The 24943-nt window shown below is 70.8% G+C and carries 27 protein-coding genes; 6 read left to right on the top strand and 21 right to left on the bottom strand.

The genetic code is table 11. The features are described from left to right. Positions 1 to 27: 27 nt before the first annotated feature. From pdxR to EV671_RS07385, 11 genes are all read right to left on the bottom strand, one after another. Complete coding sequence (pdxR, locus tag EV671_RS07435) at positions 28 to 1470, bottom strand: MocR-like pyridoxine biosynthesis transcription factor PdxR (RefSeq protein WP_132570661.1); 1443 nt, start codon at positions 1468 to 1470, stop codon at positions 28 to 30. Positions 1471 to 1495: 25 nt separating this feature from the next. Next, positions 1496 to 2776 (bottom strand): NAD(P)/FAD-dependent oxidoreductase, encoded by a 1281-nt coding sequence (locus tag EV671_RS07430; protein ID WP_132570660.1) that lies wholly within the window; start codon positions 2774 to 2776, stop codon positions 1496 to 1498. Continuing rightward, complete coding sequence (locus tag EV671_RS07425) at positions 2773 to 3063, bottom strand: c-type cytochrome (protein ID WP_243655625.1); 291 nt, start codon at positions 3061 to 3063, stop codon at positions 2773 to 2775. The genes EV671_RS07430 and EV671_RS07425 overlap by 4 nt, the downstream gene beginning before the upstream one ends. A 151-nt stretch (positions 3064 to 3214) precedes the next feature. Next, positions 3215 to 4306, bottom strand: a complete 1092-nt coding sequence (locus EV671_RS07420) for a class I SAM-dependent methyltransferase (RefSeq protein ID WP_132570659.1) — start codon at positions 4304 to 4306, stop codon at positions 3215 to 3217. Continuing rightward, positions 4303 to 6378, bottom strand: coding sequence for a putative bifunctional diguanylate cyclase/phosphodiesterase (locus EV671_RS07415; protein WP_132570658.1), 2076 nt, complete (start codon positions 6376 to 6378; stop codon positions 4303 to 4305). Before EV671_RS07415 ends, EV671_RS07420 begins: the two co-directional genes overlap by 4 nt. Beyond that, the gene (locus EV671_RS07410; RefSeq protein ID WP_132570657.1) at positions 6375 to 7157 is read right to left on the bottom strand and encodes a uracil-DNA glycosylase; all 783 of its coding nucleotides are present in this window, start codon (positions 7155 to 7157) and stop codon (positions 6375 to 6377) included. The genes EV671_RS07415 and EV671_RS07410 overlap by 4 nt, the downstream gene beginning before the upstream one ends. Before the next feature lie 2 nt (positions 7158 to 7159). Then, the gene (gene rimI, locus EV671_RS07405) at positions 7160 to 7642 is read right to left on the bottom strand and encodes a ribosomal protein S18-alanine N-acetyltransferase (RefSeq protein WP_132570656.1); all 483 of its coding nucleotides are present in this window, start codon (positions 7640 to 7642) and stop codon (positions 7160 to 7162) included. Further along, positions 7639 to 8337, bottom strand: coding sequence for a tRNA (adenosine(37)-N6)-threonylcarbamoyltransferase complex dimerization subunit type 1 TsaB (tsaB, locus tag EV671_RS07400; protein WP_132570655.1), 699 nt, complete (start codon positions 8335 to 8337; stop codon positions 7639 to 7641). Before tsaB ends, rimI begins: the two co-directional genes overlap by 4 nt. Before the next feature lie 143 nt (positions 8338 to 8480). Continuing rightward, positions 8481 to 8684: a hypothetical protein gene (locus EV671_RS07395; RefSeq protein ID WP_132570654.1), complete on the bottom strand. Its 204-nt coding sequence runs from the start codon at positions 8682 to 8684 to the stop codon at positions 8481 to 8483. Between the two features lie 22 nt (positions 8685 to 8706). Next, on the bottom strand, positions 8707 to 9111 hold the full coding sequence (locus tag EV671_RS07390) for a GFA family protein (RefSeq protein ID WP_132570653.1): 405 nt from the start codon (positions 9109 to 9111) through the stop codon (positions 8707 to 8709). A 30-nt stretch (positions 9112 to 9141) separates the two neighbouring features. After that, complete coding sequence (locus EV671_RS07385) at positions 9142 to 9543, bottom strand: DUF6632 domain-containing protein (protein WP_132570652.1); 402 nt, start codon at positions 9541 to 9543, stop codon at positions 9142 to 9144. 263 nt (positions 9544 to 9806) lie between these two features. On the opposite strand from EV671_RS07385, the gene EV671_RS07380 reads away from it, so the two are divergent. Together EV671_RS07380 and lepB are read left to right on the top strand one after the other, a co-directional pair. After that, the gene (locus tag EV671_RS07380) at positions 9807 to 10985 is read left to right on the top strand and encodes a DUF4382 domain-containing protein (RefSeq protein ID WP_132570651.1); all 1179 of its coding nucleotides are present in this window, start codon (positions 9807 to 9809) and stop codon (positions 10983 to 10985) included. A 186-nt stretch (positions 10986 to 11171) separates the two neighbouring features. Continuing rightward, entirely contained in the window at positions 11172 to 11858 is a 687-nt protein-coding gene (gene lepB / locus EV671_RS07375; protein ID WP_132570650.1) for a signal peptidase I, read from the top strand. A gap of 1 nt (position 11859) precedes the next feature. On the opposite strand, the gene EV671_RS07370 is transcribed toward lepB, so the two are convergent. After that, positions 11860 to 13140, bottom strand: coding sequence for a hypothetical protein (locus EV671_RS07370; protein ID WP_132570649.1), 1281 nt, complete (start codon positions 13138 to 13140; stop codon positions 11860 to 11862). Between the two features lie 283 nt (positions 13141 to 13423). Here EV671_RS07370 and EV671_RS07365 point away from each other — a divergent pair, with 283 nt between their 5' ends. Further along, the gene (locus EV671_RS07365) at positions 13424 to 14383 is read left to right on the top strand and encodes an acetoacetate decarboxylase (ADC) (protein ID WP_132570648.1); all 960 of its coding nucleotides are present in this window, start codon (positions 13424 to 13426) and stop codon (positions 14381 to 14383) included. A 42-nt stretch (positions 14384 to 14425) separates the two neighbouring features. Then, positions 14426 to 15403, top strand: coding sequence for an NAD-dependent epimerase/dehydratase family protein (locus tag EV671_RS07360; protein WP_132570647.1), 978 nt, complete (start codon positions 14426 to 14428; stop codon positions 15401 to 15403). On the opposite strand, the gene EV671_RS07355 is transcribed toward EV671_RS07360, so the two are convergent. Both EV671_RS07355 and EV671_RS07350 read right to left on the bottom strand, forming a co-directional pair. Next, complete coding sequence (locus EV671_RS07355) at positions 15351 to 16652, bottom strand: ABC transporter permease (protein WP_132570646.1); 1302 nt, start codon at positions 16650 to 16652, stop codon at positions 15351 to 15353. The two genes, EV671_RS07360 and EV671_RS07355, sit on opposite strands and share 53 nt — an antisense overlap. Before the next feature lie 3 nt (positions 16653 to 16655). Continuing rightward, entirely contained in the window at positions 16656 to 17585 is a 930-nt protein-coding gene (locus tag EV671_RS07350) for an ABC transporter ATP-binding protein (protein WP_132570645.1), read from the bottom strand. Positions 17586 to 17851: 266 nt separating this feature from the next. Here EV671_RS07350 and EV671_RS07345 point away from each other — a divergent pair, with 266 nt between their 5' ends. Continuing rightward, positions 17852 to 18289: a hypothetical protein gene (locus tag EV671_RS07345; RefSeq protein ID WP_132570644.1), complete on the top strand. Its 438-nt coding sequence runs from the start codon at positions 17852 to 17854 to the stop codon at positions 18287 to 18289. Between the two features lie 39 nt (positions 18290 to 18328). Here the strand turns inward: EV671_RS07345 and EV671_RS07340 are convergent, their stop codons facing one another. Beyond that, positions 18329 to 19411 carry a methyl-accepting chemotaxis protein gene (locus EV671_RS07340; RefSeq protein ID WP_132570643.1) on the bottom strand — a complete coding sequence of 361 codons (1083 nt, stop codon included), beginning with the start codon at positions 19409 to 19411 and terminating at the stop codon, positions 18329 to 18331. A gap of 70 nt (positions 19412 to 19481) precedes the next feature. Further along, a complete protein-coding gene (locus EV671_RS07335) occupies positions 19482 to 20111 on the bottom strand; it encodes a TetR/AcrR family transcriptional regulator (protein ID WP_132570642.1) in 630 nt (209 codons plus the stop codon). Positions 20112 to 20153: 42 nt separating this feature from the next. On the opposite strand from EV671_RS07335, the gene EV671_RS07330 reads away from it, so the two are divergent. Further along, entirely contained in the window at positions 20154 to 20717 is a 564-nt protein-coding gene (locus EV671_RS07330) for a hydrolase (RefSeq protein ID WP_132570641.1), read from the top strand. Here the strand turns inward: EV671_RS07330 and EV671_RS07325 are convergent. The 5 genes from EV671_RS07325 to EV671_RS07305 all read right to left on the bottom strand — a co-directional run bounded on the left by EV671_RS07325 (position 20714) and on the right by EV671_RS07305 (position 24936). Next, entirely contained in the window at positions 20714 to 21844 is a 1131-nt protein-coding gene (locus EV671_RS07325) for an acyl-CoA dehydrogenase family protein (protein WP_132570640.1), read from the bottom strand. The two genes, EV671_RS07330 and EV671_RS07325, sit on opposite strands and share 4 nt — an antisense overlap. A gap of 60 nt (positions 21845 to 21904) precedes the next feature. Next, positions 21905 to 22372, bottom strand: coding sequence for a MaoC family dehydratase (locus EV671_RS07320; RefSeq protein WP_165917494.1), 468 nt, complete (start codon positions 22370 to 22372; stop codon positions 21905 to 21907). 90 nt (positions 22373 to 22462) lie between these two features. Continuing rightward, the gene (locus tag EV671_RS07315) at positions 22463 to 23128 is read right to left on the bottom strand and encodes an SDR family oxidoreductase (protein WP_132570638.1); all 666 of its coding nucleotides are present in this window, start codon (positions 23126 to 23128) and stop codon (positions 22463 to 22465) included. After that, positions 23125 to 23754 (bottom strand): LysE family translocator, encoded by a 630-nt coding sequence (locus tag EV671_RS07310; protein ID WP_132570637.1) that lies wholly within the window; start codon positions 23752 to 23754, stop codon positions 23125 to 23127. The genes EV671_RS07315 and EV671_RS07310 overlap by 4 nt, the downstream gene beginning before the upstream one ends. Before the next feature lie 3 nt (positions 23755 to 23757). Further along, positions 23758 to 24936 (bottom strand): acetyl-CoA C-acyltransferase, encoded by a 1179-nt coding sequence (locus EV671_RS07305; RefSeq protein ID WP_132570636.1) that lies wholly within the window; start codon positions 24934 to 24936, stop codon positions 23758 to 23760. Between the last annotated feature and the right edge of the window lie 7 nt (positions 24937 to 24943).

Raw genomic sequence — 24943 nt, 5'->3', positions numbered from 1 at the left:
CGTCGTCACAGAGCCAAGTTCGGTAATTCAGAGGGTGCCAAGCGCTTCGGCCAGGCGCCGCACGGCCTCGGGGATGCGCGCCGCGCTGATCGCGCCATAGCCGAACACCAGGCCGTCCACGCCGCCGGCCGCCAGGCGGTAACGGCTCAGCGGCTCGACACCCACGCCGGCCTGCCAGGCCCGCCGCGCCAGCTCGGTGCAGTCGCCGGCCAGGGCCGCGGACAGGTGCAGGCCGGCGATGGCGGGGTAGATGTCGGCGCGCGCGCCGAGATGGCGCACCAGCATCTGCTCCAGCACGCCGCGCCGTTCGGCGTATTCGGCGCGCATGCGCCGCACATGGCGCAGCAGATGGCCCTCGCCGATGAAGTCCGCCACAGCCCGCTGCATCAGCGCCGGCGCGCCGATGTCGGCCACCTGCCTGGCCGCGACGAGGGCCTCGCGCGCCCAGGCCGGCGCGACGATGAAGCCGATGCGCAGCACCGGCAACATGCTCTTGGACAGGGTGCCGACGTAGAACACGCGGCCGTCGCGGTCCAGTGTCTTGAGCGCGTCCAGCGGCCGCGGCGTGAAGCGGAACTCGCCGTCGTAGTCGTCCTCGACGATGACGGCCTGCTCACGCGCCGCCCAGTTCAGCAGCTCGCGCCGCCGTGCCAGCGACAGGGCCACGCCGAGCGGGAACTGGTGCGAGGGCGTCACGCAGACGATGCGCGCACCGGCCGGCAGCGCGTCGACGACCAGGCCCTCGCGGTCCACCGGCACCGGCGCCAGCCGCGCCCCGGCCGCCATCAGCGCGGCGCGCAGCGGCGGATAGCCCGGGTCCTCGACGGCGGCCGTCGTGCGGCCCGGCGTGACGAGCACGCGCGCAATCAGGTCGAAGGCCTGCTGCGCGCCGGCCGTGATGATGACGTCGTCCGCCGTGCAGGCCACGGCCCGCGACGACGACACATGGCCGGCGATGGCCTCGCGCAGCGCCGGCAGGCCCTGCGGGCGCGAGTAGCGCGCCGGCTCGCGCGCGACGGCCTGCAACGCGCGCGTCTGCAGGCGGCGCAGCACCTCGAAGGGGAAGCCCGCGATGTCGGGCACACCGGTCATGAAGCGATAGGCCGGCGCCGGGCTGTGGGCGCCGGGCGCCGGCAGCGCCGACAGCTCGCCGCGCAGCCAGGGGCTGTCGGCCCAGGGGGCGACGCTGGCGCGGTCCGATACCTGCACCACGGCCCGCGGCAGCTCCGCGACGAAGCTGCCCGCGCCGCCGCGCGACTCCAGCCAGCCCTCGGACGCCAGCAGCTCGTAGGCCGCCACGGCCGTGTTGCGCGACACGCCCACGCTGGCCGCGAGCTCGCGCGACGAAGGCAGGCGCAGGCCCGGCGCGAGCCGGCCGCTGGCGATGGCCTCGCGCAGCGCCGCGTGCAGGCTGGCCAGGCGCGAGCCACGCGCGGCGATGTGCAGATCGAGTTCGAGACTTGAGGCCATATTCCCGGTGCGGTCGGGCGCGACTCTAAACGCCCGATCGACCGGATTCCGGCCCCAGCGCCAGCGTATCGGCCCAGATGTTCTCGGCCCAGGCATGGGCCAGCCCGGCCTCGGCCACGTTGGCGGCCGGCGACAGCCCTCCGGCGCCGGGCACCGGCTTCATCGTCTTCTCGGCGGCGTCGTACTGATGGACCGAGGCGATATGCATGGCCTCGGTCGGCGTGACGAAGCTGTAGCAGGTGTTCATCATCAGCGGCGCCGGGTTCACGGCCTCGCCCTTGAGCAGCGCCAGCACGGCCGCCGCGGCCAGCTTGGCCTGCTGATTGGCGAGGTGGCCGGACTTCGGCGTGCCGGGCGCCGACAGGATGGCGTCGCCGACGACGTGCACGCCCGGCACACCTTCAGCCTGCATCGTCAGCCAGTCGATGCCGACCCAGCGGCGGTTCACGTTGGCGAAGGCGGCCGCCAGCTCGCCGGCCCGCTGCGGCGGGATCAGGTTGAGCACGTCGGCGCGCACGTCCTCGAACTCGAAGCGCGCGACGCCGTCGGCCGTCACCTCCTTGAGCTCGGCATTCGGCCGGTACTCCAGCACGCCGGCGTGATGCTGGGCGAAGGCGCGCTCGAACAGCGCGCGCTTGCTCTGGATCTCGGGGTTGGCATCCAGCACCAGCAGCTTGGCGCGCGGCTTGGCGGCACGCAGATAGGCCGCGATCAGGCAGGCGCGCTCGTAGGGCCCGGGCGGGCAGCGGTAGGGCGCGCGCGGGATGCTCATCAGCACGACGCCGGCGTCGGGCAGGGCCTGCAGCTGCCGGCGCAGCAGCAGGGTCTGCAGGCCGGCCTTCCAGGCGTGCACGGCACGGCCGCTGTCCAGCGCCGCGGCGAGGCCGGGCACCTCGTCGAGCATGAAGCCGATGCCGGGCGCGAGCACGAGGCGGTCCCAGCCGAGGCGGCGGCCATCGGCCAGCGCGGCGGTCTTGCGCGCCGGGTCGATGCCGACGACCTCGGCCGCCACGCGCTTCACGCCCTGGGCCTCCAGGCCCGCATAGCCGTGGCTGATACTGAAGGCGTCGCGCACGCCGCCGATGACGAGGTTGGACATCGGGCAGGAGATGAAGCCCTCGTTGCGCTCCACCAGCGTCACGTCGACGGCCGCGCCGCCCCAGAGCTTCAGGTAGCGCGCCGCCGTGGCGCCGCCGAAGCCACCGCCCACGACGACGACGCGGCCGAGGACCGCCCCGGGCGGCGTGCCCGCGCAGCCCGCCAGCGCCAGGCCGCCGGCCGCCAGCAGTTCGCGCCGCGCGATCATGGCCGGGCCGGCGCCGCCGGCAATGCCGCGAAATAGGCCGCCACCAGGCGCAGCTGCGCCTCGGTATAGCCCTTGACGATCTGCGGCATCACGGTGCCGGCCTTGCGGCCGCTGCGGTAGTCGGCCAGCGAGGCCAGCATCACCTCGGCCTTCATGCCGGCCAGCGGCGCCATCGCCGGGCCGCGCGAACGGCCGTCGATGCCATGGCAGCTCGCACAGCCGGCCGCCAGGCTGCGCGCCGCGTTCGGGTCCTGCGCCAGCGCCGGGGCAGCCAACAGCAGCAACAAGAGTCCACACCTCATCGACACGCCCTCCGCGACAAGCTCAAGCATGCACCGCGCGTTAGCCGCGGTCCATCCAGCGGCTTCCGCAGATCCGGCTTTGCCGGGCTGCTGGAAGCGCCCCCTTGAGGGGTCCGCGAAGCGGGTACGGGGTGGGCTACAGCTTGTGCGAGCGATCTCCGCGTTCAAAACCCAGCGCGTCGAAGGGCGCATTCAGCGGCGCGAAGCCGATCACCTTGAACAGCTCGCCCATCTCGTGCTCGGCCAGCAGGCGGTGGGCCATCGCGCGCTCGCCCAGCGTGGCGCCGGCCAGCAGATCGGCAATGCCGCAGTTGAGCAGGAAATTGGCCTGGCTGGTATAGCCCAGCACGACGAGGCCGGCGTCCTGCCCGGCCAGCGCGATGCCGGTGAAGTTGACGTGGGCCGTGATGTCCTTGTCGCCCACGGCGTGCAGCGGATCGGGGTCGGCCATATGGCCCTGGTGGCACATCAGCGTGCCGCCGTGGCGCTGCGGGTGGTAGTACTCGGCCTCGGGGAAGCCGTAGTCGATGAAGAAGGCCGCGCCGCACTTCAGCCGCCGGGCCAGCGTGCGCACGAAGGCCTCGGCCTGGGGGTGGATCTCGGTGACGGTGCCGGGCACGAAGCCGCCGTATCCGGGGTCCTGCAGCGGCGGGCGCAGCATGCTGTCGCGGTCCTCGAAGGCGAAGCCTTCGCCCGCCGACACGACGCCGCGCTCGCGCCAGGCCTGGCCGTCGAAGGCGATGAGCTGCACCGGCATCGCGTCCAGCACCTCGTTGCCGACGACGACGGCCTCGATCTCGTCGGGCAGCTCGTCCAGCCACTCGACGCGGTCGCGCCAGTGCACGAGGCGCTCGCGCTGGCGTTCGCGCAGCTCGGCCGACAGCTCGACGATGCGGTAGCGGGTCAGCCCGGCGCCGAGGGCGTCCAGCTCGGCGATGAGGTGGACGGCGAGCGCGCCCGAGCCGGCGCCGAACTCCATCACCTCGCGGCAGCCACTGGCATCCATGGCCTGGGCGAGCTGGCGGGCCAGCGCACGGCCGAACAGCGGCGACATCTCGGGCGCGGTGACGAAGTCCGAGCCCTCGCCGGGCATCTGGCCGAACTTGCGCCGGCCGCCGGCGTAATAGCCCAGGCCGGGCGCGTACAGCGCCGTGGCCATGAAGCGGTCGAAGGGCAGCCAGCCCCCGGCCGCGGCGATCTCGGCATGCAGCTTGTCGACGAGGTTCATCGGGCCTTCACCCAGGCTTCGAAATCGGGCGCAGACATCGGCGCGCCCACCAGTTCGCCCTGGAACTGCTGGCAGCCCCAGCCGGCCAGCAGCTGCCATTGCGCGGCGCTGCGCACGCCCTCGGCCGTGACGGTCAGGCCCAGGCCCACGGCCATCTGCACGATGGCGCGGGTGATGGCCTGGGCGCCCACATCGTCGGGCAGGCGGGCGACGAAGCTCTGGTCGATCTTGAGCTTGTCCAGCGGCAGCTCGGTCAGATGGGCGAGCGAGGTGTAGCCGGTGCCGAAGTCGTCGACCGAGACGGTCAGGCCCAGCGCGCGCAGCTGCGCCAGCGTGGCCGGCGCGTGCTCGATGTGGTCCATCAGCATGCGCTCGGTCAGCTCCAGCTCCAGCCACTGGCCCTGGGCGCCGGAGTCGTCCAGCACGCGCCTGACCGTGTCGGCAAAGCCATCGAGGTGGAACTGCATGCGCGACAGGTTGACGGCGATGCGCATCGGCCCGTGGCCATGGGTCAGCTTCTGCTCGCGCCAGCGCCGCGCCGTCGCGGCGGCCTCGCGCAGCACCCATTCGCCCAGGGCGAGCATCAGCCGGTGGCGCTCGGCGACGAAGATGAAGGCGTCCGGCCCGAGCAGGCCGCGCTGCGGGTGGCGCCAGCGCAGCAGGGCCTCGGCGCCCGAGAGCTGGCCCGTCGTCGCCTCGACCTGGGGCTGGAAGAAGAGCTCAAACTCGTTGCGCGTCAGCCCCTGGGCCAGTTCGGCCTCCAGCACCAGGTCGGCATAGGCCGTCTCGGCCAGCACCGACTCGAAGAACTGGTAGGTCGCGCGTCCACGCGCCTTGGCGCGGTACATGGCCGTGTCGGCATGCTGGATCAGCTCGTCGGCCTGGCGGCCGTCGTCCGGGTAGACGGCCACGCCGATGGAGGGCGTGACCGACAGCGCGCGGCCGTCGGCCTTGACCGGCACCTCGACGACGGACAGCAGCGCGTCCAGCACCACCTTGATGTCGGCGCGGCTGTTCAGGTCGGTCAGCAGTACGACGAACTCGTCGCCGCCGAAGCGGCCCACCAGGTCGCTTGCGCGCAGCGCGCTGACGAGGCGCTCGGACACCGTCGTCAGCACCTGGTCGCCCTCGAGGTGGCCCAGCGAATCGTTGACGCGCTTGAAGTTGTCCAGGTCGATGAAGAGCAGGGCCAGCGTCTCGCCCTTACGCTCGGCGTGGCGCATCAGCAGCGCCATGCGGTCCATGAAGGCGGCGCGATTGAGCAGGCCGGTCAGCGCGTCGTGGTGGGCCAGATGCTGGATGCGGGCCTCGCTGGCCAGGCGGTCGCGGATGTCGCGCACGACGGCCATGCGCAGCCGCTCGCCGTCGCGCTCCATCGTGCGCATGATGAGCTCGACCGGCACGCGCGAGCCGTCGCGGTGACGGATGACCGTCTCGTAGCGCAGCTCCTGGCCCTGGCGCATGACCTCGCGCACCTTGGGCAGCTCGTCCTCGGCGACATAGGCCAGCACATGCTGGCCGATCAGCTCGGCCGCCGACCAGCCCGTCATCGCGCACAACGGCTGGTTCACGTCGGTCATGATGCCGTCGCGGTGGAAGAGGATGCCTTCCACGGAGGCCTGCATGAACTTGTCCAGCCGCCCCTCGGACTCGCGCAGCCGACGCTCCGCGAGGCGGTGGCGGGTGATGTCGTAGACCAGCACCCAGCTGCCCAGCAGCACGCCCTCGGCGTCGAACTGCGGGATCAGGTGGACCTCGAGGCAGGTCGGCTCGCCATTCGGATGCACCAGCTCGCGCTCATAGACCACCGGCCTGAGCTCGCGCACCAGCAGGTCCACCGAGCCGCGTACCTGGGCATAGGCCTCCGCGCCGACGATGTCGCTGAAGTGCATGCCGACGATGGAGTCCTGCGTCAGGTGGAAGGCCTCGGCATAGCCCCGGTTCGCGAACAGGCAGCGGTGGTCGGACGCGCCGTACAGCGCGATCCAGGCCGGCACATGGTCGGCCAGCATGCGAAAGCGCGCCGCGTCCAGCGCCTGGCGCTCGAGGTCGATGACGGTGGGCGCGGTCACGGAGTTTGCAGCGTTCGGCGGGCCAGACACAGGTCGTCCCAGGCGCCGGCCTTGTCGGCCGGCGAGCGCAGAAGATAGGCCGGATGGTAGGTGACGACGAGGGGCAGTTCGCGCCAGGAATGCACGCGCCCGCGCAGCCGGCCCAGGGGCTCGGCCAGGCCGGTCAGGCGGCGCGCGGCCTGCAGGCCCAGGGCCAGCACGACGCGCGGCTGCAGCAGCTCCACCTGGCGGGCCAGCACGACCTCGCAGGCGTCCAGCTCGGCCGGCTGCGGCGGGCGGCCGCGCGGCGGGCGGCATTTGACGATCGGGGTCACGAAGGCCGTCGCGGCCTCGCCCGTGCGGGACTGGCCGGCGGCCAGCAGCATGCGGTCCAGCAGCCGGCCGGCCTCGCCGCCGAGGACCTCGCCGGCCGCGTCGTCGGCATCGTCCACGGGGTCGGTGACGACCAGCCACTGCGCCCGCTGCAGCGCGCCGCCGCCGAAGACGGCATGGCGGCGCTGCGCGCACAGGCCGCAGCCGCGGCAGGCCGACACGGCCTCGCGCAGGGCCGGCAGGTCCAGGCCGGCGAAGCTGGCCGCGATGACCGGGCGGGGCGCCGCTGCCGGGGCCGCTGCCGGCATCGGCGCCGAGACCCGCACGACGGCGGGCGGCGGCGCCGCGACGACGATGGGATCAGGCTCGACCTCCGCCTCGGGTTCGGCCACGCCGGCCTGGCTCGCGGCCGGCAGCCGGAAGCCCATCTCGGCCAGCATCGCGCGCTGACGTGCGTCCCAAGCCATGGTCAACCGGCCACCATCAGGCTCATCAGCACCGCGTCCTCGCGCGCCCCCTGCGGCACCGGGTAGTAGGCGCGGCGCCGGCCCACTTCGGCAAAGCCGTAGCGCAAGTAGACGTCGCGCGCCCGCGCATTGCTGACGCGCACCTCCAGCCACAGCTGGCTCAGGCCGCGCTGGCGGCAGGCGCTGACGATGCGGTCCAGCATGACGACGGCCAGGCCGCGCCCCTGCCAGGCCGGCGCGACGGTGATGTTGAGCAGGTGCAATTCGTCCACGCCGGGCATGGCCACCCAGTAGCCCAGCAACGCGGCACGCGGGCCGCGCAGCACCTCGGACGGATAGCCGGCGGCCAGCGAGTCGACGAAATTGCCGTGCGTCCATGGCACCGGATAGGCCTGACGCTCGACGGCCATGACCTCGGTCAGGTCCGGCAGGCGCATGCCGGCGGCCTCCCAGGCCGGCGGGTCGGGCTGGACGATGGCGTTCATGGCCGAACCTCCCTGGCGGCTTCGCGCTCGGCCGTCGTCAGCGCGACCTTGTCGCGCACATAGACGGGCAACGCCTCGGCCGCGTCGCGGCCCTCGCCGCGCTGCCAGGCGGCCAGCGCCAGCGCGGCCAGCGCCTGGGCGCGCGACCGGGCCTGCGGCCAGACGGTGGCGGGCAGTTCGCCCAGCGCCGCCGCGTACTCGGCCAGCGCCGTGCCGGCCACGGCGGCCGGCCGGCCCCAGTGCGCGGCCAGCGCCTCGGGCTTGTAGAGGGCCGGCGCGTCGGCCACGGCCCAGGCCCCGTCGGCCCAGCGGTAGCGGGCGGCGTAGATCTCGCCGATGCGCGCATCCATCGCGACCCAGATATCGTCGCCGGCCCCTTGGGTGCGCGCGTCCCCGGCCACCAGCATCAGGCTGTCGACGGCCAGCACCGGCTTCGCCAGCCCAAAGGCCAGGCCCTGGGCCACCGCGCAGGCGGTGCGCAGGCCGGTGAAGGCGCCCGGGCCCTGGCCGAAGGCGATGGCGTCCAGGTCGGCCATCTTCAGGCCGGCGCCGGCCAGCAGGGCCTTGATCTCGGGCAGCATGCGCGCCGAGGCCTGGGCACCGCCCTGGGCCTCGAACACCGCCGTCTGCCCCGGCGTCACGAGGGCCAGGGCCATCGTCTCGGTGGAGCTGTCAACGGCAAGCAGAACGGGCATGCGGTCAGTGTAGCGTCGGGGTCTGGCGCCCCTGGCGATTGACCGTCGTTTGCAGTCTCGCCCAGGGCATTGAAGCCGGCCACCATGCTTCAGCGAACCACACAAGTGGCCGGCGAAGGGACACAGCCGCCAGGTGTCTGCGCTCAACGCCGGAAAAAATAGGGCAGCGCCGCAAGCACCACGCCGACACCCACCAGCAGCCAGATGCTGGAGATGAAGTAGGGAAAGACCATCAGCCCCAGGCCACAAAGCAGCGGCATCACCGCACCCTGCTTCTTGCCATAGACGAAATAGCCCAGCCCCAGCGAGCCGAACAGCACGCCCCAGAGCAAAAGGGAAGCATTCATTCGCAAGCCCCTGTTGATCGGGTCAGGTCCCGCCTGACGACGACGGCGGCTCATCGGTCGAGGGCAGCTCGTCAAGGAATTTCCAGGTTTTGGCGCCATCGAATTTGCGCACCCTGATCGACGCAACGAGCTCCGGATCGAAGTTGCCCAGGTGGACGCCGTGCCTGGCGCCCGGCGTGACATCGATCGGCTCCCAATGCGTGACACAGCCGCAGGTCCGGCAGCGGATCGTGCGCAGGGTCTTGTCGCCCTGGACGTAGTCGACGGTGTTCTCGGGGTGGCCTTCGATCCGGATCGTGCCGAACTCGAAGTAGGCCCACGGGCCGCCGATGCGACGGCAAAGCGAGCAATTGCATGACGTCGCCACGTCGGGCGTGGAAGGGAGCGTCAGCCTGACGGCGCCGCAGTGGCAGCTGCCTTTGTGCATGGGAGGGTTTCCTTGGCAAACGCAGGGCGGTCAGGCCGTGGCGGCGCCGAACTTGAGCCACAACGCGCGAGGCGACAGCCAGCCCAGCACCGCAGCCACGATGAAAAGAGCCGGCACGTCGCCGTACAGATGGCCGACATATTGCGGGTTCGCGATGGACTGCACGGCCATCGTGCCGCCGTGCGCGATGCTGGACCAGATCGTGAACGAGATGAGGCCCAGCTGCTGCCCGGGGTCGCGCGCGGCCAGCCACAGGAAGACGCCCAGCGTGGCGTAGATCGCGATGATCATCTGCAGATACTCGGACTGCCCGGGGCTCCAGCACCACCCCGAAGGCCAGAGCACCGTGAGCGGATACACACCAAAGACAAACACCGCGGCGAAACCCCGCAGCGCCAGCTTGAGGTGGTTGAGGCGGGTGGTCTCGTTCATGGGTGGTCCTTCGTTCGCGCTGCGGCGCGATGGCGACTATGCCAACAAGCGGCCGAAAAAGACCAGGCGACGTGCCGCCCCCGAACGGCCCGCCGACGGCCTCCCACGACGGCTGGCGCCGCGGCTTGGTCGCCGGGGCGGAGCCATCCGCCGAGCCTACTCACAAGCAGACACAAATCGAGGGAAGGTTTGACAGCCTCCTGACGTTGTCGGAATGGGTGGCCCGCCCATCATCCCGCCACCCCGATCCATCAGGAGCAATCATGAACATCCAACACAAGCTCGGCGCCGCTCTCGCGTCGGTCTCCCTGGCCCTGCTGGCCGCCTGCGGCGGCGGAGGCGGTGGCGGCACGGCCGACACCGGCACGCTCGGCCTCTCCCTCACCGACGCCCCGAGCTGCGGCTACGACCACGTCAACGTGGCCATCCAGAAAATCCGCGTCAACCAGAGCAGCACCGCCAGCGACACCGACGCCGGCTGGACCGACCTCGCGTTCTCGACGCCCAAGCGCGTCGACCTGCTGACGCTGACCAACGGCGTGCTGACCTCGCTCGGCCAGATCCCGCTGCAGGTGGGTCATTACACCCAGATGCGCCTCGTGCTGGCTGCCAACGACAGCACCAACCCGCTGCTGAACTCGGTCATGCCCACCGGCGGCAGCGAGGTCGCGCTGGATACCCCCAGCGGTGTGCAGACCGGCCTCAAAATGAACGTCGACATCAACATCGCCGCCAACCAGTTGGCCGATTTCGTGCTCGACTTCAACGCCTGCAAATCCGTCGTCTCGGCAGGCAACTCCGGCAAATACCAGCTCAAGCCGGTGGTCGCCGTCACGCCCAACTTCATCTCCGGCGTCAGCGGCTATGTGGATGCGTCGCTTGCCAACGGCAACACCCTCGTGTCCGTGCAGCAGGGTGGCATGGTCGTGAAGGCCACCGCGCCCGACGCCACCGGCAAGTTCCTGCTGCAGCCGGTCGCGCCGGGCAGCTACGACCTCGTCGTCACCGCGCCGGGCCGCGCCAGCGAAGTCGTCACCGGCCTGACCGTGACCGCCTCCACCGTGACGCTGCTGAACGCCTCCGCCACGCCGCTGACCCTGGCCGCTTCATTGAGCGGCACCGCCGCCGGCACCGTGACCACCACGACGACGCCCATCGACGCAAGCGTGCGCGCGCTGCAGACACTGGCCAACGGCGACAAGGTCGAGATCATCGGCCGCGCCGTCGACGCCACAACGGGCACCTACAGCTACGCGCTGCCGGTCAGCGCGACGATGGTGGCCGCCTTCGTGGCACCGCAGGGCACGCTGAGCTTCAGCGCCGACGCGGCCACCGCCGCCAAGTTCGGCCTCGAGGCAAGCTCTGCCGGAGCCGTCAAGACCGCGGGCCCGCTGACGCTGACCGCAGGCGGCGCGACGACGACGAACTTCAGCTTCCCCTGAGCTCGTCGGACGGGGCGGCGTCGATCACTTCGGCGTCGCCCCTGCGTGCCCAGGCGCGGCCAGGCACTGCCGGTGCCGCCGGGCACCGGGCGCCATTCGCGCGTGCCAGCTGCCACTGGCGCACCCCGCCCCGCCGCTCGCCCGCTCAGCCGCCGGCCGGCGGGCCGCCCCGCCCAACATGCCGGCATGGACATCCGACACACCCTGAAGGCCAACCGCGGCTTCATCCTCTTCCTGTTCAGCTTCGCGCTGCTGCGCACCGCGGTCGCGGACTGGAACCCCATTCCCTCGGCCTCGATGCGGCCGACGCTGCTGGAGGGCGATGTCGTGCTCGTCAACCGGCTGGCCTATGACCTGAAGCAGCCGCTGACGGACATCGTGCTGCTGCCCCTGGGCGAGCCGCAGCGCGGCGACGTCGTCACGCTGAACTCGCCGACCGACGGCACGCGGCTCATCAAGCGCGTGCTGGGCCTGCCGGGCGACCGCATCGCGATGCGCGACGACGTGCTGATCCTGAACGGCCGGCCGCTGGCCTACCGCGACGCCCGGCGCCGCGGCGAGACGCTGGCGCCGGGCTGGGTCGTCGACGCGGTGCGCGCGACCGAGGAACTGGACGGCCGGCCCCATGCCGTGCAGTTCCTGCCCGCCACGCCGGCGCGGCGCGACATGACCGAGATCACCGTGCCGCCGGGCCGCTACTTCCTGCTCGGCGACAACCGCGACAACAGCGCCGACTCGCGCTTCATCGGCACCGTGCCGCGCGAGAAGCTGATCGGCCGCGCCCACCATGTGCTGGTGTCGGCGGACTGGCTGGGCGAGGACGGCTGGCGGCTGGCGCCGCGCTTCAGCCGCTGGGTGTCGACGATCCTGTGAACTAGAAACCGTGGCGTGCGTGCAGCGCGTCCAGTTCGGCCTGCACCGCGGCCAGCCCGCCATTGCCGTACAGCACCAGGATGCGCTCCTGGCTGATGTTGGCGAACACCGGGTTGCGGTACAGCGTGTTGTAGGTGGCCACACTGGCCGGGTCGAAGCCGTAGCTGGGCGCGAGCCTGGCGATCAGCAGGGCCGCGTCGCCGGCGGCCGGGATGGAGAACGTGAAATCGCCGTCCGACAGGTTGTGGATGGTGTACTCGGCGAGCAGATTGGTCTGGCCCGCGCCGACGAGGTCGACACCCTCGGCCAGCTTGCGCAGCGGCGGCAGGTGGAAGCCGCCCTGCGCGTCCTGCACGAGATAGCCCGCCACCACCGGGTCGAGCTGGGCCAGGACGGCGGCCGCGCGCAGCCAGGCGACGACCTTGAACTCGTTGCCCAGCGTAGGGTTGCTGTGCGCCGAGGCCTGGGCGATGACGAAGGCGGGCGGCAAGGCGCGCTTCATCGACTCGGCGATGCTGATGATGTGGTGGCCGCCCGTCGCCGTGCCGTTGGCCGGCGTGCCGCCGAAGGACAGTTCCCTGAACTCGGAGCCGTCTGCCGCCCACTGGAATACCAGTGTCTTTGCCCAGTCATGCCAGATCGGCGCGGCGATGACGATGTCCTGATCGATGAAGAAGGCCGAGCGCTGCCAGCTAGGGTCCTCGTCGTCGTGGCCATGCTCCTCCCCGGCCTCGACGCCGCGGTAGCTCTTGCGGTAGCCGTCGGCCAGGCCCAGCCCGGCGCGCAGGTTGTTGGCCTCGTGGATGGGCAGGCCGCCCGGGTAGCCGTGATGGCTGCCGAAGGCGCTGCCCGGCGCCGAGTCGAAGGCCATCGGCAAGCGCGGGCAGGCCGTGTCGGCAGCCAGCAGCGGCGGGAAGACACCAGCGCTCAGCCCGCCGGGAAAGCTCGCATCGTCCGCGGGGTTGACGAGGCCGGCGGCGGTCAGCCGGGCCAGCAACGCGGCCTTCGTCCCGTCGTCCACGCCCACGCGGGAGCGCACGCAGAAGCCCCGACCGCCCAGCAGTTCGAGCGTCGCCTCGCGCAGCGCGCGGTTCTTGATGGCGCGGGCCTGGCGCAGCAGGAATTCATGCGCCTCGCGCACGCGCGGCGACGCAGCGGCGGTCCGGTCGGCCTGGGCATTGCCGGCGCCGGGCTGGGTCTGGTCGGCCGCATGGGCCTGCGGCGCGACAGCGCCGAACGCGGCGGCGATAAGGATGGACAGGGCAGCACGCGCCAGGGTCATGGTCGTCTCCGGGATGGGCATTCGATGCGGCGACTATGCGCAGGCCGTGTGACAAGCCGAGCTAGGCGGTAGCACGCCGTTCGGCGCACGGCTCTGGCGCAGGCCAGGGCGCCCGGGCGGTTCCTGGCGCTGCCGATGGTGACCAGGATCTGCGCCTGGCTAGTTTGCTGATCCGCATGGTGGCTCTCAAAGAATCCTTGACTTTCAAGTTGACTTGAATCTTAGAGTTTCGCCGTCCTCAAGCGAGGGCCCATCAACTTGTCCGAACCAGAGGGATATCGCCATGAACCACGGGACTATCGCCGCATCAGCCGGCCCCGGATTGAACGCTGTCGCCAGTCATGCGCTGGCGGAACCCACGCGGATCGACCTGGCCGGCCACAAGGTCCCCGTGGTCAATGGCGGGCTGTATGACCGCTTCCGCTCCAACCCGCCGTTGTCGGCCATCGCCAAGGAAGCCCCCGACATCGACCTGAGCTGGTTCAGGCAGCTGAAGAAGGAGAGGGTCGACATCGGCTTCGAGTCCTACTCGCCGAACTTCTATTACAGCAACAGCCGCGTCACGGCCATCTTCACAGCCGACCTCGACAGGCTGAAGGCGCTGATGCCGGCGAAAGTGCTGGAGCAGGTCCAGCCGCTGCAGGTGTGGCCGGGCCGTGGCCTCGTCGCCCTCACCGCCTACACCTACCGCTACTGCGACAACGACGCCTACAACGAGATCGGCCTGTCCGTCGTCACCAACCGGCCCGGTGCGAGCAGCTTCGGTCCCTTCACGCTGCTGGGCCAGTCGATGTCCAACGACTACTGGGGCTATGTGCTCAAGCTGCCGGTAGACACCGAATTGGCGCGGGTGCGCGGCGTCGTGGGCTACAACCTGCCCAAGTGGCTGACCGAAATCCGCTACACCGAGACCGAGACCTCGGTCGTCGTCGAAATCTTCGACAGCGAAACGAAGAAGCTCGACATGACCCTCGAAACCCGGCGGCTGAGCGACCTGTCCAGCAAGGAGACCCTGGTGACCAACAGCTTCACCAACGTCGACCGCCAGGGGCGGCCGACCACGGGCCATTCGATCTCGCGCCAGCTCAGCCACGCCAGCAGCTCCAGCGCCGAATCCGTGAGGCTGACGCTGGGCGACGGCAGCTTGTCGACCTACATCAAGGCACTGAAACTGGGCCGGCTGGTGAAGTACGAATACGTGCCGGAGTTCCAGGGCGCGCTGTACGCCCCCAAGCCGCTGTGAGCCATCGCAGCCGTCGCCGCAATTGGAGATCGGAAGGAAGCCATGCAAACCATCCTGGGCGCAACCGGCCAGATCGCCGTCGAGCTGGCCCGCGAACTGCGGCGGAACTACACCAGCGATTTGCGGCTGGTGAGCCGCAATCCCCGCAAGGTCAACGACACCGACGAGCTGCTGCCGGCCAACCTGCCGGATGCCGGGCAGACGGCCACGGCGGTCAGGGGCAGCGAAGTCGTCTACTTCACGGCCGGCCTGCCACCGGATACGGCGCTGTGGGAGGTGCAATTCCCGGTCATGCTGAGGAACTCCCTGGACGCCTGCCGGGCTGCAGGCGCCAAGTTCGTCTATTTCGACAACACCTATATGTACCCGCAGGACGACCGGCTGCTGACCGAGGATGCGCCCTTCGAGCCGGTCGGTCGCAAGGGCCGGGTGCGCGCCCAGATGGCGTCCATGGTGCTGCAGGAAATGGCGCGCGGGGACATTCCCGTGCTGATCGGCCGGCCCCCCGAGTTCTATGGCCCGGGCAAGACGCAGAGCTTCACGAACGCGCTGGTCATCGACAGGCTCAGGCTTGGCCAGAAGCCCCGCGTGCCGGTGCGCGACGACACGCGCCGGACGCTGATCTGGACGCCCGACGCCAGCCGCGCGCTGGCGGCCCTGGGCAACGCGTCGGACGCGTTCGGCCAGACCTGGCACCTGCCCTGCTGCGACGAGCGCCGGACCTACAGGCAGTTCGTGGCCATGGCCAGCGAGGTGTTCGGCCGCCCGCCGGATTACCGCGTCGTCAGCCGCTTGGCGATGACCGCCGCCGGCCTCTTCTCGAAGGAAGTCCGCGAGATCAGGGAACTGCTGCCGCGCTACCGGCAGGACAACCTCTTCGACTCCAGCAAGTTCAAGCGTCGCTTCCCCGACTTCGCCGTCACGACGTACAGGGAAGGGCTGCGCGCGATTCGGGAGCAGCCCACCCTCACTCCTCCCACCGAAACAGCCACACCGCCAGCACCGCGAACACCGCGCTGAAGCCCAGCATCACCGCGCAGGGCAGCAGTGCCGCCGAGAAGGGCTGGCCGCGCCAGGTCATCGCGTCCAGCGCGTCCACCGCCCAGCGCGTCGGCACGGCGAAGGAGACGGTCTGCAGCCATTCCGGGAAGATGAAGGCCGGCACCCAGGCGCCGCCGAGCATCACCATCAGCAGCGTGGCCAGGATGGCCAGGCCGCGGGTGGCCTCGGGCGTGCGGCCCAGGGCCGCGACGAGCAGGCCGAAGCTGGCCGTCAGCAGCGAGAAGCAGAGCAGCACCAGCGCCAGGCCGGCCGGGCTGCCGAGCACGCGCACGCCGAAGGCGGCGATGGCGACCGCGTAGATCACCACGAAGACGATCAGCGAGATCAGCGTGCTGGCGACGATGCGGCTGCCCAGCAGCTGGGTGCGCGACAGCGGCGCGGCGCGCAGGCGCTTCCACAGGCCCAGGCGGCGCATCAGCAGCAGGCCCAGGGCCATGTCGATGCCGGCCATCAGGATGAACTGCACGCCCATGCCGGCAAAGGAATGGGCATAGCCGTTGTAGGCCACGGGCGCCGCGTTGGCGCCTGTCTGCACGGCCTCGATCTCGCGCGTCGCGTAGGGCAGGGACAGGCCGCCGGCCTGGGGTGCCGACGCGGCCCCGGGCAGGGCGGCCTCGCGCCTTTGCACGGCGCCGATGCTGTCGAACATGCGCGCCAGCTCGGCGCGGCGCTCGGGGTCCAGGCCCCGGTCCTGCTCGATGCGCTGCTTCAGGTCGGCCAGCACCGGGCTGTTGGCGCTGAAGGTGGCGCGGCTGACCTCCTGCATCAGCGTCTGCGCGAGCAGGCCGCGCACGATGGCCAGCGCGCTGGCCTGCGAGGGGTCGTAGTGCAGCGCGATCTCGGGCTTGTCGCCGGCGCCGAACAGCGCGCGGCCGGCCTGGGCGCCGAGGCCCCTGGGCAGGATGGCGACGGCGCGCAGCTTGCCGCTGCGCACCTGGGCCAGCAGCCCGGCCTGTTCCGCCTCACCGCCGGCTGTCGTCTTCAGCGACGACTCGGCCTGCAGCGCCTGCACGACACGCTGCGACAGCGGGCTGCCGTCGAGGTCGACGACGCCGACCGGGATGCCGGCTGTTCTGCTGCTGCCGCCGAACAGGCTGCCGAAGAAGGCCGCGATGAGGATGGGCGCGACGATGCTCATCAGCACCGCGCGGCGGTTGGAGAAGTGCAGCTTGATCTCTGCACGGACGAGGGCGAGCAAGGCTTGCATGGTTCAGTCCCTGAGCTGGCGGCCGGTCAGGGCCAGGAAGACGTCTTCGAGCGTGGCGCGGGCCGAGGCGATGCCGCGCACCTCCACGCCGCGCTGGGCCAGCGCCGCCAGCAGCGGGCCGGCATCGCGTGCGATGTCGCCGACGCTCACGTCCAGCCGCTGGCCGCTGCGCTTCACGCCGGGCAGGCCGGCCAGCAGTGCATCGTCGGGCTCGCCGGCGATCTCGACGTGCAGGGTCTGCGCGGCCGGCAGCCGCGCGAACAGCTCGGCCTGCCTGCCTTCGGCAACGACGCGGCCGTGGTCGATGATGGTGATGCGGTCGGCCAGGCGCTCGGCCTCCTCCATGTAGTGGGTCGTGTAGACCAGGGCCTTGCCGGCGCGCTTGAGCATCTCCAGGTTGTCGAAGATGGCGTTGCGGCTCTGCGGGTCGACGCCGGCCGTGGGCTCGTCGAGCAGCAGGATCTCGGGGTCGTGCACCAGCGCGCAGGCGATGTTCAGGCGCCGCTTCATGCCGCCCGAAAAGGTGGATGGCTTGTCCCGGGCGCGGTCGGCGAGGCCGACCATGGCCAGCACCTCGTCCCTGCGGCGCTTCAGCAGCTCGGGCGCCATGCCGTAGAGTGCGCCGAAGAGCTCGACGTTCATGCCCGCCGGCAGCTCCTCGTAGAGCGCGATGTCCTGCGGCACGAGGCCGATGCGGCGCTTGTAGCCGGCCTCGTCGGTGGCCAGGCTGGTGCCGCCGGACAGCGTGACCGTGCCCGCATCCGGCACGGTCAGGCCGCAGATCATGCCCACCGTCGTCGACTTGCCCGCGCCGTTGGGGCCGAGCAGGCCCAGCACTTCGCCGGGCCGCAGCACGAGGTCGACCTCCTGCACCGCCACCCGCTCGCCATAGGCCTTGCGCAGGCCCCGCGCCACCAGAACTTCGTTCGCCATGCATCGCCTCCTGGATCGAATTGGCGCGGATGCTAGGGCGGGTGGCCCCCGCCGCTCGCGGGCTTGCGACGAATGGCGAGCATGAGGCGCGAATCGACGGCGCGGCCGGCCACGCCAGCGAGCCCCGGCTGCACGACCAGCGCGCCGACGCAGCCGAGCGCTTCCCCAAGCTTGCGGATGAGGGGCGCGGCAAGGTCAACACCGCAAGGGCCGTCCCTCTTACAAGCTAGGGGGTCGAAATCCTCGACACATCCAAGGAGCCCTTCATGCAAAGTCTGTCAAAGACCCTCCTCGCTCTGACACTGGCCGGCGCTTCGACCCTCGGCTGGGCCCAGGACGCCAAGCCCTACAAGGATGGCCCCGTCACGGAGGTCTCCTACATCAAGATCAAGCCCGGCCGGTTCGACGACTACATGCAATTCCTGTCCACCACCTACCGGGCGAACATGGAGGCGCAGAAGAAGGCCGGCCTGATCCTCGGCTACAGGATCTTCGGCAAGCAGGCCCGCACGCCCCAGGATCCGGACCTGATCCTGACCATCACCTACGCCAACATGGCCGCGCTGGACCGCACGGACGAGGCCGAGGCCGTCATGGCCAAGGTGCTGGGCAACAACGCCGCCCAGAACAAGGCGACCATCGAGCGCGGCCCGATGCGCGAGGTGCTGGGCAGCGAGCTGATCCGCGAACTGGTGCTGAAGTGAACGCAAGCCCCCGGCGGGGCGCGGCCTCGCGCGGGCCTTTCAGCGCGTCCTGAAGCTGCCCACCAGCTCGTTGAGCCGGTGGGCCTGGGACTTCAGGCTCTCCGCCGCGGCAGCGCCCTCTTCCACCAGCGCGGCGTTCTGCTGCATGGACTGGTCCAACCGGTCCACCGAGTCGGCGATCTCGCGCAGGCCGGCGCTCTGGGTGCGGGCCAGCTCGGTGGCGTCCTTGATGAGATGGGCGACGCGCTCGACGCTGCCGACCACCTCCTGCATCTGCGTGCCGGCGTCATTGACGAGGCGCGAGCCGGCGTCCACCTGCTCGACGCTGGCGCTGATCAGCGTCTTGATCTCCTTGGCCGCACCGGCCGAGCGCTGGGCCAGGCTGCGCACCTCGGCCGCGACGACGGCAAAGCCGCGGCCCTGCTCGCCGGCGCGGGCCGCTTCCACCGCCGCGTTCAGCGCGAGGATATTGGTCTGGAAGGCGATGCCGTCGATGACGCCGATGATGTCGGCGATCTTGCGGCTGCTCTGGCTGACGCCGTTCATCGCCTCCACCGCGTTCAGCACCACGGCGCCGCTCTCGCGCGCCTGGGCCGCGGTGTTTTGCGCCAGCGCGCTGGCCTCGCCCATGGCCTCGCTGCTGTGGCGGGCGGCCTCGGTCATCTGGCGCATGGAGCTGGCGGCCTGCTGCAGGTCGGCACTGCCCTGTTCGGTGCGCTGGCTCAGGTCGAGGTTGCCGGCGGCGATCTCGCTGGCCGCCGTGTTGACCTGCTCGGCGCCATCGCGCAGCGTACCCATCATGTTGCGCAGCGTGTCCTGCAGCCTCACCAGGGCCGACATGCCGGCACGGGCGCTGGAGTTGCCGCGCAGCACGAGGTCCTCGCGCAGGTCGCCCTCGCTCATGCGGTGGGCGCCGCTGAGCAGGTCGCCGAGGAAGTCGCCGACGCTCTTGGCGCCGTCCAGGTAGACGAAGGCGATGGCACCGCCCAGCACCAGGCTGCCGCCGATCAGCCAGCCCGCCGGCATGCCGTAGAGCACACCGCAGATGACGTAGACCTGCAGCGCGATGGACAGGGACAGATAGAGCGCCAGGCGCTGGGCGATGGACAGGTTGGTGAGCATCGGGCTTGTCTCCTCTTGCGGGTGCCTTGCCTCAATGTAGCCCAGCGGCCTGTACGGCCGCGTGCAGGTTTCACGCCAGTGCCGCCCCTAGGTAGACGCGCAACATCTCGCGCAGTTCCGCCAGCGCGGCCCGGGCTGCGCTGGGGTTGTCGGCGGCCGGGTCGTCGTTCAGCGCGACGGCGCTTTTCATGACCTGCTGCACCACGGCAGCCACCGCCATCAGCCGCGCCCTGCCGAGCGCAGGCGCATGCGGCGCCAGGATTGCGGCCAGCTGCAGCCGCATGCCGCGGCGTACGTCGAGCACGACGGCCTCGGGCGCGCCGGGCGTGTCGATCAGCCGCGCGAACGACGGGTGGCTGGCGCGGAAGTCGACGAGTGCGCCGGCCAGCCGGCGCGCCACCTCGTCCACATCCCAGCCGGCGCTGGCCTCGGCCATCGCGGCGAGGCGGGCGCCCAGGTCGGCCGACTGCTGCCGGATCAGCGCCAGGGCCACCGCCTGCTTGGTCGGGAAGAACTGGTAGAGCGAGCCGATGGACGACTGCGCGGCAGCGGCGATCTCGGTCGTCGTCGCGGCCTCGTAGCCCTTGTCCGCAAACACCTGGGCCGCGGCGCTCAGCAGCACCTCCACGCGGGCATGGCCGCGATCGCGGCGGGGCGCGCGCGGGCCGGCCTTGCTTGACGTTTGTGAGGATTCATTCATAAACTTAAATTCATGAGCAAATCCTCATGAATTGAGCTTCCCATGCTAAACCCCTCCCAGACCGCCCTCGTCCTCGTCGACCTGCAGCAGGGCATCCTCGGCTTCGGCCGCGAACCCCATGCCGCGGCGGACGTGGTGAGCCGCGCCGCCGCGCTGGCGGCCCGCTTGCGCGACCGTGGCGGGCTGGTCGTGCGCGTGAAGGTGGGCTGGTCCCGCGGCTTCCCCGAGCTGCTGCGCCAGAGCACCGACCAGCCTGCGCCGCTGCCGCCCGGCGGCCTGCCGGCGCACTGGTGGGACGACCCCGCCGGGCTGCCCACGCAGCCGGGCGATGTGGCCATCGTCAAGCGCCAGTGGAATGCCTTCCACGGCACCGAGCTGGACCTGCAGCTGCGCCGGCGCGGCATCACGACGCTGGTGCTGGGCGGCATCGTCACCCACATCGGTGTGGAGGGCACGGCGCGCGCGGCCTGGGAGCTGGGCTACCAGCTCTGGATCGCCGAAGACCTGTGCAGTGCGCCCGTCGCCGAGCCGCACCAGGCCTCGTTCAAGTTTGTGATGCCGCGGCTCGGTCATGTGCGACCGAGCACGGAGATCCACTTCGCCTAGGCGAGCGCGCGGCCGATCAGGATCTTCTGCACCTCGCTCGTGCCCTCGTAGATCTGCGTGACGCGCACGTCGCGGTAGATGCGCTCGACGGGGAAGTCGCTGAGGTAGCCATAGCCGCCGTGGATCTGGATGGCCTGGGAGCAGACCTTCTCGGCCATCTCGCTGGCGAACAGCTTGGCCATGGCCGCCTCCTTCAGGCAGGGCCGGCCGGCGTCCTTCAAGCTGGCCGCATGCCAGATCAGCTGGCGCGCCGCCTCGATCTGCATCGCCATCTCGGCCAGCATGAACTGCACGGCCTGGTGGTTGAAGATGGGCTGGCCGAAGGTGACGCGCTCCTTGCTGTAGCGCAGCGCCGCCTCGAACGCCGCCCGCGCCATGCCGACGCTCTGCGACGCGATGCCGATGCGCCCGCCCTCCAGGCCCGACAGCGCGATCTTCAGGCCCTGGCCCTCGTCGCCGAGGCGATTGGCTGCGGAGACGCGGCAGTTCTCGAACAGGATCTGGGCCGTGTCGCTGCTGTGCTGGCCCATCTTCTCCTCGATGCGCGCGACCGTGTAGCCGGGCGTGTCGGTCGGCACGACGAAGGCGCTGATGCCCTTCTTGCCGGCGGCCTTGTCGGTCACGGCCATGACGATGGCGACATCGCCATGCTTGCCGCTGGTGATGAACTGCTTGACGCCATTGAGCACGTAATCGTCGCCATCGCGGGTGGCGGTAGTGCGCAGGCCGCCGGCCTCGGAGCCGACATGGGGTTCGGTCAGGCAGAAGGCGCCCAGCATGTCGCCGCGCGCCAGCGGCTTCAGGAAACGTTCCTTCTGCTCGGCGTTGGCGAAGGCCATCAGGATGGAGCAGACCGGGCAGTTGTTGACGCTGACCACCGTGCTGGTGCCGCCGTCGCCGGCCGCGATCTCTTCCAGGATGACGGCCAGGGCCAGATAGTCCAGGCCCGCGCCGTCCCATTCGGTGGGCACGGCCACGCCATAGCAGCCCAGGGCCGCCAAGCCCTTCAGTTGTTCGGCCGGGAAGTGGTGGTTCTTGTCCCAGGCGGCGGCATGGGGGGCGATCTCGGCCTGCACGAAGGCGCGGATGGCGTCCTGCACGGCGAGGTGGTCTTCGGGGAGCAGCATGGTGAGCTTGTGACCTCTGGTTTGGGGTGCCTCCATTGTCCCCGCAGCGCGGGTCCGGGCTCAGTCCACGCCGGTCTTGACCAGCAAGGTTCCGCGCCCGATCACGCAGGCCTGACCATGCCTCTCGGCGGCGCTGCCATCGACATGGGCCAGCCAACCCTCGAGGGCGGCATTCCACTCCACGCTGGTCACGCGCCAGTGCAGCAGCAGCTCGCGTTCGGCCAGCACCGGCGCCTTGAACGCGAAATTGAAATTGAGGCACAGCAGCTCGCGCGCTTGGCCGTCAACGCCGCGCGAGAAATGGCTGGCGGCCAGGCCCATCAGCTGGGCCGTCGTCTGCTGGCCGCTGGCGATGAGGTCGCCGCGGCGGGCCCGGCGCGCGGCCTGCAGGTCTTGATGCAGCGGGTTGCTGTCGCCGCTCAGGCGAGCAAAGGCGGCGATGTCCTCGCGCGTGAAGCGGACGACACGCTCGCAGACCTCGCCGATGCGGACCGGTGCCAGCATCGTTTCGGCGTCTGAAAGGGGCATGTCCATTCGGCTCCTGAAGGATCGGAACCTTAGCGCAGCAAACCCCTGCCCCGGAGGTAAGGGTTGGTTACGGCCGACCGGCTGCCGCCCTCACCAGTCCAGCCGCTGCCCGTCGTAGTTGAAGAAGCTGCCCGTGTCCGCCGGCTTCACGCTGGCCAGCACGGTGCGCATGCCGGCGATGCTGGTGGGCGCGTCGATGTCGGCGCCGCTGCCGCCCATGTCGGTGCGCACCCAGCCGGGGTGGAAGCTGACGACGGTGGCCTTGCCCGCGAGCACGAGCGACGCGTCCTTCATCACCGAGTTCACGGCTGCCTTGGAGGCCCGGTAGAGCCAGCCGCTGGCGCTGGTGCGCAGGGCTATGGAGCCCATGCGCGACGAGATCAGGGCCAGGCGGGCGCCGTCGGCGAGGTTGTCGGCCACCTGCGGCAGCAGGCGCATGGGGCCCAGCACATTGGTGCGCATGACGGCGTCGAAATCGGCCTCGGCGGGCACCTGCAGCGCATCGGCGCGCGGCCCGAACACGCCGGCATTGATGACGACGACATCGAAGCGCTCGCCATCGATCTGCCAGGCCAGGCCGGACACGCTGGCCGCGTCGGCGACGTCGAGCTTCAGCGGCTTGGCACCGAGTTCGGCCAGGCGCGCCAGCCCCGCGTCGTCGCGCGCCGTGGCGGTGACACGCGCGCCCGCAGCGCGGTACTGGCGCACGAATTCGAGACCGAGGCCGCGCGAGGCGCCGATGATGAGGACGTTCATGGTCGGGTGAGGGCGAGCCTGGCCGCCAGCACGGTGAAGAGGCCGGCGCCGCCGAGGTTGAGGCCGCGCCCGACCCAGGGCCGCGGGCGGCTGCGGCGCAGCGGCGTCACCAGCGCGATCAGCGCGAGCAGGAACAGCAGGCCCTGCACGATGAACCAGGCGCCGAGGAAGAGGAAGGCCAGGGTCTTGTCAGGCGCGCCCGCATCGATGAACTGCGGCAGCAGGGCCAGAAAGAACAGCGCCACCTTGGGGTTGAGGGCGTTCGTGAAGAAGCCCTGGCGGGCCGTGCGCCACAGCGAGGCCGGCGCGGCCGCCTGGGCCGCTTCGCCGCCGGGCCTGAACCCGGCACGCGCCATGCCCCAGGCGACGTAGAGCAGATAGGCGGCGCCCACGAGCTTCACCACCGTGAAGGCCTCGGCCGACGTGGCCAGCAGCGCCGCGAGGCCGAAGGCCGCCGCCAGCGTATGCAGCACGCAGCCGGCCATGATGCCGATGGCGGCGGCCACGCCCTGGCGCCAGCCGCCGCGCAAGGTGCTGGCCACGGTGTAGGCCATGTCCACGCCCGGCGTCGCGTTCAGCACGAACACCGTCGCGGCGAACAGCGCCAGGTCGTGGACACCCGGCATGGCTTAGACCAGCTCGACGGCCAGGGCCGTCGCCTCGCCGCCGCCGATGCACAGCGCCGCCATGCCGCGCTTGAGGCCACGCTTCTTCAGCGCGCCCAGCAGCGTGACGACGATGCGCGCGCCGCTGGCACCGATGGGGTGGCCCAGGGCCACGGCGCCACCATGCACGTTGACGATCTCGTGCGGCAGCTTGAACTCGGCCATCGCGGCCATCGTCACGGCGGCGAAGGCTTCGTTCACTTCCCACAGGTCGACCTGGGCCGCCTGCCAGCCGGCCTTGGCCAGCGCCTTCTGGATCGCGCCGACCGGGGCGGTCGTGAACCAGTCCGGCGCCTGGGCATGCACGGCATGGCTGACGATGCGGGCGATGGGCGTGAGGCCGCGCGCCTTGGCCGTGCTCTCACGCATCAGCACCAGGGCGGCGGCGCCGTCGGAGATGCTGGACGAGGTGGCCGCAGTGATGGCGCCGTCCTTCTTGAAGGCGGGCTTGAGTGTGGGGATCTTGTCGAGCTTGGCCTTGAAGGGCTGCTCGTCGAACTTGATGACGGTGTCGCCCTTGGGGCTGCTCAGCGTCACGGGCGCCATCTCCCAGTCGAAGCTGCCGTTCTGGTTGGCGGCCTTGGCGCGCTCGGTGGACGAGATGGCGTACTGATCCATGGCCTCGCGGCTGAAGCTGTACTTGGCGACGCACTGCTCGGCGAACACGCCCATGGCCTTGCCGCGCTCGTAGGCGTCTTCCAGGCCGTCAATGGCCATGTGGTCGTACATCTGCGCCATGCCGTACTTGACGCCCTTGCGCGCGAACATCAGGTGGGGCGCATTGGTCATGCTCTCCATGCCGCCGGCCACCATGACCTCGGCCGAGCCGGCCGCCAGCATGTCGTGGGCGAACATCATCGCGCGCATGCCCGAGCCGCACATCTTGCTCATCGTGACGGCACCGGCCGAGTCCGGCAGGCCAGCCTTGCGCATGGCCTGGCGGGCCGGGGCCTGGCCCTGGCCGGCCATCAGGCAGTTGCCCATCAGCACCTCGTCGATGGCGTCGCCGGGCACACCGGCACGCTCGACGGCCGCCTTGATCGCGACGGCGCCCAGCTCCCAGCCGGCGAGGCCGGCGAAATCACCCAGCAGGCCGCCGATGGGCGTGCGGGCAGCGGAAACGATCACGATGGGGTCGGACATGGCAGTT

This window comes from Roseateles saccharophilus, assembly GCF_004342485.1.
GTDB lineage: Bacteria > Pseudomonadota > Gammaproteobacteria > Burkholderiales > Burkholderiaceae_C > Pelomonas > Pelomonas saccharophila.
This window is presented reverse-complemented; position numbering and strand designations above follow the sequence as displayed.